Raw genomic sequence first — 15,966 nt, forward strand, 5'->3', positions numbered from 1 at the left:
TGAGCGTCTCGTGGGCTCGGAGATGTGTATAAGAGTCAGCCTGGGCCCTGGGGGAGGGGGGCCGGCTTGGGAGGCGGCTCGAAGGTGGAGGGGAAGTCGCTGAAGATTTCAGGGAAGTCCGGGGGAGCGCCGTGCTGTTCGTCGAAGTAGTGGCCCAGGGCGGTGCCCAGGATGAGGGCGAGCACGATGGCCCAGGGCCCGCCAATGAGGAGGCCGGCCATGAGACCCAACATCGCCCCGAGAACTTTTCCCGCACCCATGCCTTCGCTTCGCTCCCTTGTGCCGGGCCAGTCTTGCATAAGGTGGGTCGCATGACGGCTCAGTTGATTGACGGCAAGGCAGTGGCGGCGCGCGTGCGGGCGGAGATCAAGGAGGAGGTGGCGCGCCTGAAGGCCGAGCGCGGCATCACCCCGGGGCTCGCCGTGGTGCGCGTGGGTGAGGACCCGGCGTCGAAAATCTATGTGACGGGGAAGAAGAAGGCCGCCGAGGAGGTGGGCTTCAACTCCTGGGAGCACCACCCGGACGAGACCATCACCCAGGACGCGCTCCTGGCGTTGGTGCACCAGCTGAACGAGGACCCGGCGGTGCACGGCATCCTGGTGCAGCTGCCGTTGCCCAAGCACATCGACGCGGACGCCATCATCGCGGCGGTGAAGCCGGAGAAGGACGCGGACGGCTTCCACCCGATGAACGCGGGCAATCTGCTCCTGGGCAGGCCGGCGACGCGGGCGTGCACGCCCTACGGCGTGATGCGGCTGTTGGAAGAGGTGGGGTGCAATCCGGCGGGCAAGCGCGCGGTGGTGGTGGGCCGCAGCAACATCGTGGGCAAGCCGCAGGCGCTGATGCTGCTGCAGAAGGACGCGACGGTGACGGTGTGCCACCGCAAGAGCGACCTGCCGGCGGAGGTGGCGCAGGCGGACATCCTGGTGGTGGCGGTGGGCGTGCCGGAGCTGGTGAAGGGCGCGTGGATCAAGCCCGGCGCGGTGGTGATTGACGTGGGGATGAACCGCAAGGCGGATGGGAAGCTGGTGGGGGATGTGGAGTTCGCTGCCGCGGCGGAGCGGGCGTCGTTCATTACTCCGGTGCCGGGTGGCGTGGGGCCGATGACGATTGCGATGCTGATGAAGAACACGCTGGAGGCGGCTCAGCGCGCGGGGAAGTGAAGGTTGGCCTTGCCTCTAAGGCCAAGACATTTGATGCGTGTGAGTTGCGCCAAGTTGAGAGTAGCCGTAAGGCATGGTCGCCGTGTGGATAGGGACCGAAGCCAGTTCTATCTCGCTGACGGGTTTCAGCGTTCACTAGCTGAGTCGAAGTGTATATTTGATGTTGCGTGTAGCTCGTGGTTGGTTGAGTCGAGTCAGTTGGGGCGAACACTACGTCGACATAAAGACGCCACTCGGGGCTGTCCCTGAGCTTCAGATAGGAAATCGACCCGGCGGGTCGTTCCTTCGAACTGGCAGGGGCCTGGGCACCGCGTCGTTGCCGACGGGCGCCAAGCATGAGCAATGCTGGTTGGCCTCCGATATGCTCTGAGATGCCGAGTGGCTCTGCCTTGCGCCCGTGCTGGGCTCCCGCAGCGGTCGCCCTTCGAAGGGAGGCGACCGCGACTTCATCAACGCCGTCCTAGCGCCGGACTCATTCGAGTCGTGAATCAGATGGGTAACTCGGGGGCTCAGGCCACATTTTACCGACGTAGAAAGCCCCGGGCGGGATAAAATGGGTGAATTTGGTAGCATCTTGCACCTGGACGCGACCGCGGATACGCACATTGAATAGAACGTGTGCAAGCGGCTACCTTTTAAGACGGAGTCAATGTGACAGCCATCCAGTCGTTCCGAGTCAGCGGATATCGAGCCATATCGGAGGCACTCCAACTCAACAAGCTTGGATCTTATGTCGCACTATATGGCGACAATGCAGTCGGCAAGTCGAGTGTGCTCCTTGCTCTTGAGTTGCTCGGCCGTATGTGTCAAGTCCATCCAAACGAGTTGCTCGGTAGCGGTCGCCCTTGGCCGACGCTAGGATTTTTCGAGCGGTTCCACCAAGATCCCTCGATTTTCAATGAACGTGCTGGTGGAGTAATCGAACTGGAGGCTGAGACGGATGATGGCCTGCGAGTGGGCTTCCGGCTTACTCGCAGGGACGACGGTCTTGAGGTTGCGTGCACCCATGCCGAGCAGGGGGGGCACGACCTTCGTACCAAGTTTGTTGCTGCACGGGACAGCGTAACCGACCTGACAAATGCGTTTAGCGATGCGCGAGAGACTGAAAAAGTCGCGAGCATTGGCCGTAGTTTGGAACAGGCTCAAGCTGATCTTGCCGTTGCTGAAGAAGGGCTCAGGACAGCGCTCACGCCTGTTGCCGTAAGCTTCGGAGCCTCGCCGTCGCTACCATTATCCCGCTCGCTTCGCGAAAGCTTGTTTGACGCTCTTGCGTCGGGTGACGCTGCTCGGCGTACTCGCCTTCGAAATGGGTTTCGACGACTTGCGGCGGCCTTCCCGGCATTAGGTGTCGGAGCAATCGATGTGCTTGTTGGGGCGGCAGGGGCAAAGGACCTCGCATGGGTGACCGAGCACACGACCCTTCCGATTGAGCACCTTGGTGGAGGAATTCAGAGCGCTGTGGCCACGATGAGCGCGTTGTATCTCGCAGGCACCCCAGTTGTCTGTCTTGAAGAACCGGAAGCGTTCGTAGGTACAGCTGCACTTGATGGCTTGCGCAATGAAATCAAAGGGGCTGTCATACATTCCATCTGTAACCAAGTTTGGATTGCCACTCACGCGATCCAGCTTGTAGCGGCCGAAGATCCAATCGTCGTGTTAGAGCGCCAAGATGGCATCGTCCGCGCTCGCCAGGGGCCTGCGGTTGCCGTCGGTGGACGTTTCAGCGTCCCGCCACTCCTGCAGCCGGCCGATGTTCACGGCAGGCTCGGACAAGATGGGTCAATCCGCCTTCCGCCAAATATCATCGAGAGGAAAGGGCTACGTCCGGGGGACTTCGTGTATTTCACCACGAACGAAAATGGCATTCAGATTCTTACGGGTGAGGAGCTAGATTCAACATTGCCGGAGGACGATACCCTGTGAGGTTCCTGATCGACACTTCGGTCATGACTCCTGGCCGGCTCCGCAAGTTCCTTGAGGCCTGCAAACTTGCAGGTCACGAGGTGGTCGTTCCTGCTCTTGTTCATGCAGAATGCTTATTCCGACTTAGACGCAAACTCGGCGCTAACTATCGACCTGAGAGCATCGACGTCTGGTATCTAAATTTCCCAAATACGCTTCGTGCCGGAATTCTCGACCAGCGGAGTGCCGCCGATCTTGCAATGGCGCTTGCTCGCCAATTTCCTGACGATGCTGCTTGGCATTCGGCCAAGCAAGCTATGTGGCGACATTCCCTCGGGTTGGCCCCCGGAGCAGACGTAAGGCCACGCTGGGCCGCCCCGGTAGACGCATACTTGGTTGGTCTCGCTTCCCCCGACACACCAATTGTCACTGCGGATAAGGGATTGGAGTGGCGAGGCTGGCCGACGGGCCACGTGCTGAGTTACGAAGATGGTCTGCGTCGCGCGGGAGTCCCCTAATGGCAGTCGTTAGTCTGATCAACCGCAAGGGCGGCGTCGGCAAGACGACCCTTACGCTCGCGCTGGCGGATCATCTTTCAGGCGTCTACCGCAAACGAGTCTTGCTGTTGGACCTAGATCCCCAAGCGAATCTCTCTACCGCTTCAATCGGTGAGGCTCGCTGGCAAGACCTCGATCGTGGACGGCAAACCGTGGCGGATGTGTTCGAGGCCGTGGTTCAACGAAAATCTGTTCCACCTCACGTGGAGCCGGTCAGGCGTGTCAAAGGCGCTTTGCCAGTCCAAATCGTCGCAAGTACGCCACGGCTCGCAGATGTTGAGGCTGACGCAATGGAGAATGCAGTTGAATGGAGTAGGCGCGTCGGATCTCCATACCTTGTCCTGCAGCAGGTGCTTGGGCCTCTTTGCGAGAATTTCGACCATGTCTTGATTGATTGTCCGCCTTCAGTTGGAGTTATTACTTTGAATGGACTTGCCCTCTCTGATGGCTATTTAATCCCAGTAATGCCCTCGCCAATTGCGGTGTCGGGAATTGAATTGCTCGTTGGTCGTATTCAAACATTTGCGAAAGGACTGCGTCGTAAGCTGAGGCGCTACGGTACCATTGTAAACCGCATTGACACGCGAACTCAACTGCATCACTCCATTACGAGTGAACTCGAGAAAAATCCGGAGGCGGAGCCCGTCTGGGCTACACAAATTCGTGCAAGCGTCCGTGCCGAAGAGGGATGGGATTACCCCGAGCCGCGCACACTTCTCCAGCGCTGGGGTACACTACATGCGGACTTCGCCGCTCTAACTGAGGAGTTCCTCCGCCGTGTCCCGTAGCCCCCCCGACGCCGCCCAACTAGAGGCAGCTCTGCGTGCCGCATTTGAGTCCGTGCTTCCACAACTCGTGGATGCTATTTCAGAGCGTCTTCGTTCACCCAAGCCGGTACGTCCGAGTCGTGGGGCACGGGCCGACCTCGGTCCATTATTCGGAGCGGCTCGCACAGGAGGGGAGATCGCCGTGCGGGCAATTCTCGATCAGGCTACGGACTTGGTCGCGATTGCCGGCGCACTTGATCGAACGCTCGCGGCTCGGGCACGGAAAGCCAAGAATCTCTCCTCGATTCGGACCGCAATCACTGCGGAAATAATGCGGCGAGCAGTCCGTAATGACGTGTTTCTACCCTCGGACACGCGTTCCATGGGAGGGCGACCATCGGACGAGTGACATTGGGTCGAGTTCGCAGTGGAAGAGCCTTGTCGACAACTGAGGACATGACCACGTTAATAGAATGGGCCGCGCGGTCGTACCAGGCGCCTCTGAATGCAAATCTTGCCGCTGCTGCCGCCGCATCCACCGCGACTGCAGGGGGCAGGCCTCGGGCGGACGACCGAGCGGGCCTGCGCGACACCATAGGCGTATCCAAGACGGATATCCAGAGGGAAGTCTTGCCGCAGGAAATGTGACGTGTTGGCGCAGGCTCGACGACTGGGATACTGCGAGGGATGAGATTGCACCCGCGAGGACGCGAGTTGCGACTCCGGACCTCCCCGGGCAATGCGAGGTTGGGGAGGCAGGAGACGAGATGGGACTACAGACCGCAGATGTAGGGTCCACCCTGGTTCTTGCAGACGTCGTAGCGGATGCACCAGCCGTCCGGCGTCGAATAGGCATACATGTAGAAGCCATTCGCGGAGCGGACCCGGTCAGTAGGAATCCGGCACCAGCCGATGTCGGTGTCCGGGTCATAGCTGGTCGGTGGAGCCATGGCGCGCACCCGGTTGTCTGTCTGCGAGGCTTGAGTCTCCGGCGGTGCTTCCTGCGCTGCTTCAGGTCCACAGGCGACGAGAAGCATCGCGGAACCCATCGCCAATCAAACCGACTTCGCCAACGGCTTCCATTGCATGGCTGTCTCCGTGAGGGGGAGGGGACTGCTGGAGCAGTCTGGCTTGGAGGTCTGGGTTGGAAGCCATGGCTCGAATTCCAATCGGAAGCGATTGGAGTCGTTATTGCGGACAGATGATTTCGGGGCCCTGGCTGTACTTGCAGACGTCGCGCGGGCTGCACCAGCCATCCGGTGTCCAGATGGCATACATCTCAATGCCGTTATTGCAGGGCACACGGTCGCTGTAGACGCGACACCAGCCGACATCCACGCTTTCGTCACAGCTGTTGGGCGGAGTCATGGCGCGCACCGGGCGGGCTGATCCCGACGTCTGATCCGCGGGGGAGTCCTCCTGGGTCGTTTCGGGGCCGCAGCCGATGAACAGCAACGCGCCAACCCACAGGCTCCAAGACTTCTGTGACTGCTGCATTTGCATGAGCGTGTCTCCAAGAGGGAAGGGGAGTCTACCCGCCATTCCTCTTCGCCCCGGAGGGGACATGACGGAAGATGTGCGCATGGGTCCGGTCTTGCACCGATGTGCGCGTGGCGCGGCCGCGCTGGGGCTGCTGCTGCTCGCCACCCCTGCGCGCGCCCAGGACGCCACGGCCCTGCCCACGTTCTCCCTGGAGCGACTGGACCCCAACCCGGGGCTGGGACCCATTGCACTCGGGAATGGCGAACTGCTGACGCCCGGGGCGCTGCGCATCTCCTTGATGGCGCACTACCAGCACTCCTCCCTGCGGATCCCGAACGGCTTGCTGGAGCCCTCGCTCGTCCTGTCCCGGACCACCGCCCTGGTCTCGATGGCCGTCGGCGTGCTGCCGTGGCTGGAGCTTCAGGCCCAGCTTCCGGGCGTCATCCACCAAAGTGGCGCGGACCTGAGCACCTCGCTGTCCATCGCCTCGCCTTCGCGCAGCGGGTTGGGGGCACCACGGATCGCGGCCCGGTTGGGCTTGCTGGGGACCTCCGCTCCCGACGCCTTCCACCTGGCGGTGGACCTGGACATGCGGTTGCCCGTGGGCGGCTCGGGAGCGTTTGCCCGTGACCGGGGTGTCCGCGGCCAGGGCCGCGTCATGATGGGCAAGCGGTGGGGGGCCGTGGCTCCGGCGCTGGAACTGGGCGTGCTCCTGCGTCGCGGTGTGTCCGGCTCCAGCGTGGACCGCATCAACGGCGTGGGCAACGAGCTTCGCGCCGGTGCGGGAGTGACGGTGGGCTACGCCCTCCGCGCGGAGGTGTCCGCGTTGGGTGCCTACTCCTGGCGGCAGCAGCGCTTCAGCGGCGAACTGTTGGGCGGCCTGCGCTACGCACCCGTCCGGCCGTTCGAGTTCTTCGCCATGGGCAGCGCGGGCCTGGGCTCCGAGCCTGGGACGCCCCGCTTCCGGGTTCTCGCGGGACTGGCCCTGATGCTCTTCGACAAGCCGCCGCCTCCGCCCCCGGAGGACATCGTCTACGAGCTCGTCCAGGGACTGCCGCGTGCTCCCGCCGAGCCCCAGATCGAGCCCGAACCCACGCCTCCCGAGCCCCCCACGCCCGAGCCCTCCGTCGAGCCGGCATGGTCCGACACCGACACGGATGGGGACGGTGTCGTGGACGCGCTGGATGCCTGCATCCATGAGAAGGGGACCCGGGAGCACGGCGGTTGCCCCGAGACCGGCGACCCGCTCGTCACGCTGACCCGCGAGCGCCTTGTCCTCCATGGCCAGGTCTTCTTCGAGGTCGGCGTGACGACGCTGCCGGGCCGCTCGCGCGTGTTGGATCAGGTGGCGCGGGTGCTCCTGGAGCATCCCGAGGTGGAGCGCGTCGTCATCGAAGGCCACACGGACGCGGAAGGTTCCTCCGCCTCCAACCAGCGCCTGTCCCTGGCTCGCGCGGAGGCGGTTCGTGACTACCTCATGCGGAAGGGCGTCCCGGCCCACCGCTTGGAGGCCCGGGGACTCGGTGCGCGTCGGCCCGCGGGCTCCAATGGGACACAATCAGGCCGGGGCGAGAACCGCCGCGCGGAGCTGCTGTTGATCCTGGGCGAGCCCACTTCGTCCCGCTCCATCCCCGCGCCTCCTCCTCAATAGGAACGCCAAGACACGACGATGGTGTCCGTGGTACACTATGTCCGGGACAGGGAGGCTTGGACATGATGAACCGCGAGGAGCGCATTGCGGGAGGGTTGTATGGGCTGCTCATCGGCGATGCGCTGGGCGTGCCCTACGAGTTCCACCGGCCGGAGAGGATTCCCTCCCCAGAGGCCATCGAATACGACCCACCTCCGGGGTTCGATCGCGCGCATGATCGCGTCCCCCCGGGCACGTGGTCGGACGATGGCGCCCATGCGCTGTGCCTCCTGGATTCGCTGACGTATCAGAAACGGCTCGACTGCGAGGACCTGGGCCGGCGGCTGGTGAACTGGCAGGACTGGGGTTACCTCGCCGTGGATGGCGACGTGTTCGACGTGGGCATCCAGACCAGCACCGCCCTGCGCCGGTTGCGCGATGGCACCCCGGCGATGCTCGCGGGCCCCAATGGCACGATGGACAACGGCAATGGCTCACTGATGCGTGTGTTGCCATTGGCCCTGTGGCATCGGGGCAAGGATGCCGCACTCGTCTCGGATGCCATGGCGCAGTCACGCGTCACGCATGGCCATGTGCGCGCCCAGGTGTGCTGCGCGCTGTACTGTCTTTGGGCTCGTCGCATCCTCGAAGGCGCGGCGGACCCGTGGGCTGAAGCCGTGGCCACCTTCAGGGACCTGTACGTCGAAGGCTTCCCACAGCGGGAGGAACTGGAAGCCCACGTCCGACCGGACGACCCCGCACCGGGGACGGGCGGCGGCTACGTCGTGGACTGCCTGCGCTCCGCACGCGCTTGCGTGGCGAACGGGAAGACCTACGAAGAGATCGTCAAATCCGCCATCCGGCTGGGCCACGACACGGACACCACGGCCTGCGTGGCGGGCGGCATCGCGGGCCTCATCCACGGCCTGGATGGCATTCCACACCGCTGGCGTTCACAGCTGCGAGGCGAGGACCTGGTGAATCCGCTCCTGGATCGGCTCCTCGCCGTGGCTCGCGGATGAGACGCGAAGCCCCCGGACCTCATTCGTCCGGGGGCCGCGCGGACAGGAACTACAGCGACTGGCTTTGCTCCGGAGCCTTCTGCGGCTGGCTCTGGGGCGCGCACGCCAGGAGCTCCTCCGCAGGGGCTTCATTCTCGATGCTGGCGGTGCTGGCGAACGGGCAGCCGCACCACGCGGTCCATAGCACCACGCAGCAGGGGGCAGGGCCGCAGACGGAGCACTTATCTCCCTCTTCGACGGGCGCCTGCACCGAAGAGACCTGGGTCTCTTCCGCCGCGAAGGCAGGCGCCGCGAACAGCATCAAGAGGGAAGCCATCTTCGGGAGGTCGGAGCGTCGGAGCAGCTTCATGGTGTACCTCGGGGGGAACGGCGTGTCGGGTCCACGCCGGTGGGACCCGTGAGCTTCGCACATCTTCCCCGTGGCCCGTGACGCCCCCACCCCTCAGTCCGGGAAGATCTCCAGCACGTCCTTCAGCATCGCCGCGCCCGTGCCCCGCGCACCCTGCTCTCCGTTGATGACGGTGTTCACGCCGTGCAAATCGCTGCGGAACACCGCGCCCATCTCCATCGCGCCCAGCCGGGCCAGGGGATGGGCCGCGTCCACGGCGGTGGGCCGCACGCTCCACTCCCACTGCTCTCCGCCCACGGGCTCGCCGCGCGCCAGCAGCAGCACCTGGCCACCCTTCGCCTTCGCCGCGTCCAGCTCCGCGCGCGTCACGCCGCGCATGCCCGTCACGGACACGTCCTTCAGCATCGTCGGCACGCGCATCACCGAGTTGGCCAGGATGACCAGCTTGCCCGCCGTGTCCCAGCCATCCACGTCCAGCGTGGGGTCCGTCTCCGCGATGCCCAGCGACTGCGCCTCCGCCAGCGCGGCCTCGTACGTCCTGCCCTCCGCCATGCGGCACAGCAGCAGGTGGCTGGTGCTGTTGAGCACGCCCTCGAACCGGCCCAGCTTCCCCAGGGCCAGGTCCCGGCGGCCCACGTTCACCAGCGGCATCGACGCGCCCACGGCCGCGCTGAAGCGCAGGGGAGGGCGGCCCGGTGACTCCAGGTCGCTCAAGCGCGCCAGCTCCTGGAACCCCAGCACCAGAGGGCCCTTGCTCGCGAGCACCGCCGCCATGCCTCGCGACAGCGCGTCCCGCGTGATGTCCAACCCGGGCTGCCCGTCCTGGAAGCTCGTGGGCGTGGCCTCCAGCAAGAGGTCCGCCTTCACCTCGCGCACCAGGTCTCGCCCGCTCAACCCCGGACGCCCCACCACCGGCAGCGACGCCACGGAATGCCGCGCCCGCTTCACCGCCAGCACCGCGCCGATGTCCAACCCGTTCGGCGACACCGCCGCGCCGCCCGAGTCCGCCAACCCCACCGGCAACAGCTCCAGCCGGTAGCGCTCCATCAACAGCGATGCGCGCGACTGGAGGATCTCCAGGAGCGGCACGCCCACGTTGCCAAGGCCCGTGAGCAGGAAGCGCACCGTGCGGACGGCGCGCGGGTTCATGGTGCGAAGGCCTCGCGCACCCCGTCACGGCGCAGCGTGAAGAGCATCCACACCGCCACCGGCACGCCCACGAAACAGCCGGGCGTCAGCGTGTACATCGCGCAGATGGCGCCCACCGTCGCCAGGCCGTACCCCTTGAGGTTCATCGCGTTCCACGCGCCCCAGACGGCGAGCACCCCGCAGAGGATCCCGCCCAGGATGGCCAGCGTGAAGCCCGTCGTGAACTCCAGCACCACCGGCGCCTGCCCCGGCGTCGAGAAGGGCGACGCCACCTTCAGCGCCGCCAGCAGCCCGCCGAGCAGGCTGAAGGTGACGTGCAGCACGCCCACGACGAGCAGGAAGAACGCCGGGAAGCGCACGATCTGGAAGATCTTGATGCGCGGGTCGCCCGACTCCAGCTGAGGACCAGGACCGCTCATGACCGCCCCTTCAGCGCGCCCACGATCATCCGCGTCGCGGGAGACTTGTTCAGCGTGTAGAAGTGGATGCCCGGCACGCCGCGCGCGAGCAGCTCCATGCACTGCACCGTGGCGTGCGCGACACCCAGCTGCACGACGGCGTCAGGCTGATCCTTCACGCGCTCCATCTGCAACGCCAGACGCATGGGCACTGTCGCGCCACACATGCGCGTGAAGCGCTGGACCTGCTCGTAGTTGGTGATGGGCATGATGCCGGGAACGATGGGGACGTTGATGCCCGCCCGCCGCGCCCGCTCCACGAAGTCGAAATAGAAGGCGTTGTCGAAGAAGAGCTGCGTCACCACGAAGTCCATCCCCGCATCCACCTTGGCCTTCAGGTGCTTGAGGTCGTCCTCGCGCGACGCCGTCTCCACGTGGCCCTCCGGATAGCACGCACCCCCCAGGCAGAAGTTGAAATCCTCTTCTCGGACGAATCGGACCAGCTCCTCCGCGTAGCGGAAGCCCCCGGGTACCGGCTCGAAGGTCGCCTGCCCCAGCGGCGGGTCCCCTCGCAGCAGGAGCACGTTCTCGATGCCTGCCGCGTCGAGCCGGCGCAGCACGTCACGAAGCTCGTCGCGGGTGTGTCCCACGCACGTCAGGTGCGCCATCGCTTCGATGCCGGTGTGCTTCTTGATGTGCGTGACCAGGTCCACCGTCCGGTCGCGCGTGCTCCCGCCCGCCCCGTACGTCACCGACACGAACCCCGGCTCCAGCGGGGCAAGCTCCTCCACCGTGCGCAGGAGCGAGGCCACGCCCGCGTCCGTCTTGGGAGGAAAAAACTCGAAGGAGAAGCTCGGCTTGGAGGGGTTGAGGCAGTTGCGAATCTTCATGTCGGGCGGAGTTTAGTCCCTTCCGCGTCGGCCTTGATCGGAGAAGGTGCGCCGCTATAGTCCGCGCCGTTTCGCCACCCCCTGACCATCCTGGAGAAGTCAATGACCCGGCGTACGCCCCTCAACGAGGCCCACCGCAAGCTGGGGGCCCGCATGGTCGACTTCGCCGGCTGGGACATGCCGGTGCAGTACTCGTCCCTCACCGCCGAGCACGAGGCCGTGCGCACCGCTGTCGGCCTCTTCGACGTCTCCCACATGGGTGAGATCGAGTTCACCGGCCCGGGCGCCCTGGAGACCGTGAACCGGCTCATATCCAACGACCTCGCCCGCTGCCAGGACGGCCAGGCCGTCTACGCGGGCCTGCTCAACGACCAGGGCGGCTTCGTGGACGACGTCGTCGCCTACCGCTTCAGCCCCGAGCGCATCCTCATCTGCGTCAACTCCAGCAACCGCGAGAAGGACTTCGCCTGGATGAACGCGCGCGCGGAAGGCGTCAAGCCCGTGGACAAGAGCGACGACTACGCGCAGATCGCCATCCAGGGCCCCAAGGCCGTGGGGCTGGTGCAGCGCCTGACGAAGTCGGACCTGTCCCAGGTGGGCACCTACCGCTTCACCGAAGGGGAGGTCGCTGGCGTGAAGGCCATCATCTCCCGCACGGGCTACACCGGTGAGGACGGCTTCGAGCTGTACTGCGCCGCCGGTGACGCCGTGAAGCTCTGGGACGCGCTCCTGGAGGCCGGGCAGCAGGACGGCGTGAAGGCCTGTGGCCTGGGCGCGCGTGACTCGCTGCGCACGGAGATGAAGTACGCGCTGTACGGCAACGACATCGACGACGCGCACACCGCCCTGGAGGCGGGCCTGGGGTGGATCGTCAAGCTGGACAAGGCGGGCGGCTTCATCGGCAAGGACGCGCTCGCCGCGCAGAAGGCCGCGGGCGTGCCGCGCAAGCTGGTGGGCTTCGAGCTCACCGACAAGGGCATCCCCCGCCACGGCTACCCCGTCCTCAAGAACGGCGAGCGCGTGGGCGAGGTGACGAGCGGCACCATGGGCCCCACGGTGAAGAAGTCCATCGGCATGGCCTACGTGCCGGCGAACCTCGCCGCCGAGGGCTCCACCTTCGACGTGGACATCCGCGGACGCGCCGTGCCCGCCGTCGTCGTGAAGACCCCCTTCCTCAAGAAGTCCTGAGTCCCTTCCTTCCACACCTGTTGTGAGGAGCAGAAACCCCATGGCCGACAACGTCCCGCAGGATCTGAAGTACACCAAGGAGCACGAGTGGGCCCGCGTCTCGGGCAAGATCGTCGTGGTGGGCATCACCCAGCACGCCTCGAACACGCTGGGCGACATCGTCTACGTGGAGCTGCCCAAGCTGGGCGCCCAGGTGACGGCCGGCGACTCGTTCGGCACCGTCGAGTCCGTCAAGGCCGTGTCGGAGCTGTTCGCGCCCGTCTCCGGCAAGGTGGTGAAGGTGAACGGCGAACTCGCGGAATCGCCGGAAGACATCAACACGGATCCGTACGGGGACGGGTGGCTCGTGGAGATTGAACTCTCGGACGCCGGGCAGCTGAGCGAGCTGCTGGACGCCGCCACCTACGAGACGTTCATCAAGGAGTAGTTCCGCGCGCGCAAGAAGTCGCGCGTCCCGGTTGTTAGAGACGCTCCATGGAGCGCCGAGCCCGCTCGGACGCCGAACTTCCTACCGCACCTCACGCGAGCCTTCCGACCATGTCCCTCAACTGGAAGTACCAGGAGTCCTTCGCCGGCCGGCACATCGGTCCGGAGACCCCTGAAGTGAAGCAGATGCTGTCCACGCTGGGCGTGGACTCGCTGGACGCCTTCGTGGAGTCCACCGTGCCGCCCGTCATCCGCTCCCCGGAGCCCCTGCGGCTGCCCGCGGGCAAGGGTGAGAACGAGGTGCTGGCGCAGCTGGAGGCCATCGCGGCGAAGAACCAGGTGTTCCGGTCCTTCATCGGCATGGGCTACAGCGACACCCACGTCCCCAACGTCATCCTGCGCAACATCTTCCAGAACCCGGGCTGGTACACCCAGTACACGCCCTACCAGGCCGAAATCGCCCAGGGCCGGTTGGAAGCGCTGCTCAACTTCCAGACCATGGTGACGGACCTCACCGGCATGGAAGTGGCCAACGCCTCCATGCTGGATGAAGGCACCGCCGCGGCGGAGGCCATGGCGCTGGCGCTGCACGCCAAGGGCACCGACGCGGGGGGCGCGTTCTTCGTCTCCGACGGTTGCCACCCGCAGACGGTGGACGTGGTGCGTACGCGCGCCCTCCCGCTGGGCGTGGAGGTCGTCGTGGGCGACCACCGCACGGTGGACCTGTCCCAGAAGAAGTTCTTCGGCGCGCTGGTGCAGTACCCGGCGACGGACGGCGTGGCGCACGACTACCGCGCCTTCGGCGAGAAGGTGCACGCGGCGGACGGCCTGCTCGTCGTCGCGGCGGACCTGCTGGCCTTGACGCTGCTCACCGCGCCCGGCGAGTTCGGCGCGGACGTGGTGGTGGGCAGCGCGCAGCGCTTCGGCGTGCCGCTGGGCTACGGCGGCCCGCACGCCGCCTACTTCGCCACGAAGAGCGCGTACACCCGCGTGATGCCGGGCCGCCTCATCGGCGTGTCCGAGGACTCCGGGGGCCGGCCCGCGCTGCGCATGGCGCTGCAGACGCGTGAGCAGCACATCCGCCGTGAGAAGGCCACGAGCAACATCTGCACCGCGCAGGTGCTGCTGGCCGTGATGGCCGGCATGTACGCCGTCTACCACGGGCCGGAAGGCCTCAAGGCCATCGCGGAGCGCGTGCACGGGCTCACCGTGGTGCTGTCGCGCGGCCTGGCGAAGCTGGGCTTCAAGCCGAAGCACGAGCAGTTCTTCGACACGCTGCGCGTGGAGCTGACGGCCCCGCAGGTGCGGGGCGTGCTGGCCGCCGCGGAAGGCGCGAAGATGAATTTCCGCCGCATCGATGAGAAGACGCTCGGCCTGGCGCTGGACGAGACGACGCGCGCCAAGGACGTGGAAGACATCCTCGCGGCCTTCATCCAGGGTGCGAACAAGTCCGCGTCCCCGGTGAACCTGGACGAGGTCGCCGAAGGCCTGGAGAGCCCGCTCGCCCCCGAGCTGCGCCGCCAGAGCGCGTACCTCACGCACCCGGTCTTCAACCGCTACCACTCCGAGACGGAGATGCTGCGGTACGTGCGCCGGCTGGAGGCGAAGGACCTGTCCCTCACGCACTCCATGATTCCGCTGGGCAGCTGCACCATGAAGCTCAACGCCACCGCGGAGATGATCCCGGTGACGTGGCCCCAGTTCAGCAAGCTGCACCCGTTCGCGCCCACCTCGCAGGCGGCCGGCTACAAGGTCATCTTCGAGCAGCTGGAGCACGCGCTGTCGCAGGTGACGGGCTTCGCCGGGTGCTCGCTGCAGCCCAACGCGGGCAGCCAGGGTGAGTACGCGGGCCTGCTCGTGATTCGCGCCTACCACCAGGCGCGCGGGCAGGGGCACCGCGACGTGTGCCTCATCCCGTCCTCCGCGCACGGCACCAACCCGGCTTCCGCGGTGATGGCCGGCTATCGGGTCGTCGTCACGAAGTGCGACGAGAACGGCAACATCGACCTGAACGACCTGCGCGCCAAGGCGGACCTGCACAAGGACAAGCTGGCCGCGCTGATGGTGACGTACCCCTCCACGCACGGCGTGTTCGAGGAGGAGATCCGCGAGATCTGCTCCGCCATCCACGAGCGCGGCGGCCAGGTGTACATGGACGGCGCCAACCTCAACGCGCAGGTGGGTCTCACCGCGCCGGGCCTGGTGGGCGCGGACGTCTGCCACATCAACCTGCACAAGACGTTCTGCATCCCGCACGGCGGTGGCGGCCCGGGCATGGGCCCCATCTGCGTCGCGTCCCACCTGGTGAAGTTCCTCCCTGGACACCCCGTCATGCAGACGGGCGGGGGGGACGCCATCGGCGCCATCTCCGCGGCGCCGTGGGGCAGCGCCAGCATCCTGCTCATCTCCTGGATGTACATCCAGATGATGGGCGGCGAGGGCCTGACGCAGGCCACGAAGATGGCCATCCTCAACGCCAACTACGTCGCGGAGCGGCTCCAGCCGCACTACCCGGTGCTCTACCGGGGCAAGCGCGGCCGGGTGGCCCACGAGTGCATCGTGGACCTGCGCCCGCTCAAGAAGACCGCGGGCGTGGAGGTGGAGGACGTGGCCAAGCGCCTCATGGACTACGGCTTCCACGCGCCCACCGTGTCGTTCCCGGTGGCGGGCACGCTGATGATTGAACCCACCGAGTCCGAGTCCAAGGCGGAGTTGGACCGCTTCTGCGACGCGATGATCGCCATCCGCCAGGAGATCCGCGACGTGGAAGAGGGCCGCGCGCCCAAGGACAACAACGTCCTGAAGAACGCGCCGCACACCGCGCGCACGCTCACCGCGCCGGAGTGGAACCGCCCGTACACCCGCGAGCAGGCCGTGTTCCCCACGCCGTGGGTCCGCGACAACAAGTTCTGGCCGTCCGTGGGACGCCTGAACAACGTGCTGGGTGACCGCAAGCTCGTGTGCTCGTGCCCTCCCATCGAGGACTACGACACGCCCGCGCAGAAGGTCGCTTAAGCCGTCTTCGACAGCAGCAGTCACCGGG

15 protein-coding genes are annotated in these 15,966 nt (G+C 65.9%); 8 read left to right on the forward strand and 7 right to left on the reverse strand.

The window, feature by feature from the left end; genetic code table 11:
* Window positions 1-35: 35 nt before the first annotated feature.
* Window positions 36-221 (reverse strand): hypothetical protein, encoded by a 186-nt coding sequence (locus D7X99_RS43975; protein WP_233613886.1) that lies wholly within the window; start codon window positions 219-221, stop codon window positions 36-38.
* A gap of 90 nt (window positions 222-311) precedes the next feature.
* On the opposite strand from D7X99_RS43975, the gene folD reads away from it, so the two are divergent.
* From folD to D7X99_RS32525, 3 genes are all read left to right on the forward strand, one after another.
* Window positions 312-1,163: a bifunctional methylenetetrahydrofolate dehydrogenase/methenyltetrahydrofolate cyclohydrolase FolD gene (gene folD / locus D7X99_RS32515; RefSeq protein ID WP_121781137.1), complete on the forward strand. Its 852-nt coding sequence runs from the start codon at window positions 312-314 to the stop codon at window positions 1,161-1,163.
* Window positions 1,164-1,814: 651 nt separating this feature from the next.
* The gene (locus D7X99_RS32520) at window positions 1,815-3,086 is read left to right on the forward strand and encodes an AAA family ATPase (RefSeq protein ID WP_121781138.1); all 1,272 of its coding nucleotides are present in this window, start codon (window positions 1,815-1,817) and stop codon (window positions 3,084-3,086) included.
* A gap of 496 nt (window positions 3,087-3,582) precedes the next feature.
* Complete coding sequence (locus tag D7X99_RS32525; RefSeq protein WP_121781139.1) at window positions 3,583-4,410, forward strand: ParA family protein; 828 nt, start codon at window positions 3,583-3,585, stop codon at window positions 4,408-4,410.
* Window positions 4,411-5,162: 752 nt separating this feature from the next.
* On the opposite strand, the gene D7X99_RS42960 is transcribed toward D7X99_RS32525, so the two are convergent.
* Window positions 5,163-5,339 carry a hypothetical protein gene (locus tag D7X99_RS42960; protein ID WP_158627104.1) on the reverse strand — a complete coding sequence of 59 codons (177 nt, stop codon included), beginning with the start codon at window positions 5,337-5,339 and terminating at the stop codon, window positions 5,163-5,165.
* 238 nt (window positions 5,340-5,577) lie between these two features.
* The gene (locus D7X99_RS32535) at window positions 5,578-5,892 is read right to left on the reverse strand and encodes a hypothetical protein (protein ID WP_121781141.1); all 315 of its coding nucleotides are present in this window, start codon (window positions 5,890-5,892) and stop codon (window positions 5,578-5,580) included.
* A 79-nt stretch (window positions 5,893-5,971) separates the two neighbouring features.
* On the opposite strand from D7X99_RS32535, the gene D7X99_RS32540 reads away from it, so the two are divergent.
* Both D7X99_RS32540 and D7X99_RS32545 read left to right on the forward strand, forming a co-directional pair.
* On the forward strand, window positions 5,972-7,522 hold the full coding sequence (locus D7X99_RS32540; protein ID WP_147476315.1) for an OmpA family protein: 1,551 nt from the start codon (window positions 5,972-5,974) through the stop codon (window positions 7,520-7,522).
* A gap of 62 nt (window positions 7,523-7,584) precedes the next feature.
* A complete protein-coding gene (locus D7X99_RS32545) occupies window positions 7,585-8,523 on the forward strand; it encodes an ADP-ribosylglycohydrolase family protein (RefSeq protein ID WP_121781143.1) in 939 nt (312 codons plus the stop codon).
* Between the two features lie 49 nt (window positions 8,524-8,572).
* Here the strand turns inward: D7X99_RS32545 and D7X99_RS32550 are convergent, their stop codons facing one another.
* The 4 genes from D7X99_RS32550 to metF form a co-directional block, all read right to left on the reverse strand.
* Window positions 8,573-8,872 (reverse strand): hypothetical protein, encoded by a 300-nt coding sequence (locus tag D7X99_RS32550; RefSeq protein ID WP_147476316.1) that lies wholly within the window; start codon window positions 8,870-8,872, stop codon window positions 8,573-8,575.
* 93 nt (window positions 8,873-8,965) lie between these two features.
* Window positions 8,966-10,021, reverse strand: a complete 1,056-nt coding sequence (locus D7X99_RS32555) for a homoserine dehydrogenase (protein ID WP_121781145.1) — start codon at window positions 10,019-10,021, stop codon at window positions 8,966-8,968.
* The gene (locus tag D7X99_RS32560) at window positions 10,018-10,440 is read right to left on the reverse strand and encodes a hypothetical protein (protein ID WP_120577397.1); all 423 of its coding nucleotides are present in this window, start codon (window positions 10,438-10,440) and stop codon (window positions 10,018-10,020) included. The genes D7X99_RS32555 and D7X99_RS32560 overlap by 4 nt, the downstream gene beginning before the upstream one ends.
* Window positions 10,437-11,309 (reverse strand): methylenetetrahydrofolate reductase [NAD(P)H], encoded by an 873-nt coding sequence (metF, locus tag D7X99_RS32565; protein ID WP_120577398.1) that lies wholly within the window; start codon window positions 11,307-11,309, stop codon window positions 10,437-10,439. The genes D7X99_RS32560 and metF overlap by 4 nt, the downstream gene beginning before the upstream one ends.
* A 102-nt stretch (window positions 11,310-11,411) precedes the next feature.
* On the opposite strand from metF, the gene gcvT reads away from it, so the two are divergent.
* The 3 genes from gcvT (at window position 11,412) to gcvP (ending at window position 15,938) form a co-directional block, all read left to right on the forward strand.
* On the forward strand, window positions 11,412-12,497 hold the full coding sequence (gene gcvT, locus D7X99_RS32570; protein ID WP_121781146.1) for a glycine cleavage system aminomethyltransferase GcvT: 1,086 nt from the start codon (window positions 11,412-11,414) through the stop codon (window positions 12,495-12,497).
* A 40-nt stretch (window positions 12,498-12,537) separates the two neighbouring features.
* Window positions 12,538-12,924 carry a glycine cleavage system protein GcvH gene (gene gcvH / locus D7X99_RS32575; protein ID WP_121781147.1) on the forward strand — a complete coding sequence of 129 codons (387 nt, stop codon included), beginning with the start codon at window positions 12,538-12,540 and terminating at the stop codon, window positions 12,922-12,924.
* Between the two features lie 110 nt (window positions 12,925-13,034).
* Window positions 13,035-15,938 carry an aminomethyl-transferring glycine dehydrogenase gene (gene gcvP / locus D7X99_RS32580; protein ID WP_121781148.1) on the forward strand — a complete coding sequence of 968 codons (2,904 nt, stop codon included), beginning with the start codon at window positions 13,035-13,037 and terminating at the stop codon, window positions 15,936-15,938.
* Window positions 15,939-15,966: the final 28 nt, after the last annotated feature.

It is taken from the genome of Corallococcus sp. AB032C, from assembly GCF_003668935.1.
Classification (GTDB): domain Bacteria; phylum Myxococcota; class Myxococcia; order Myxococcales; family Myxococcaceae; genus Corallococcus; species Corallococcus exiguus.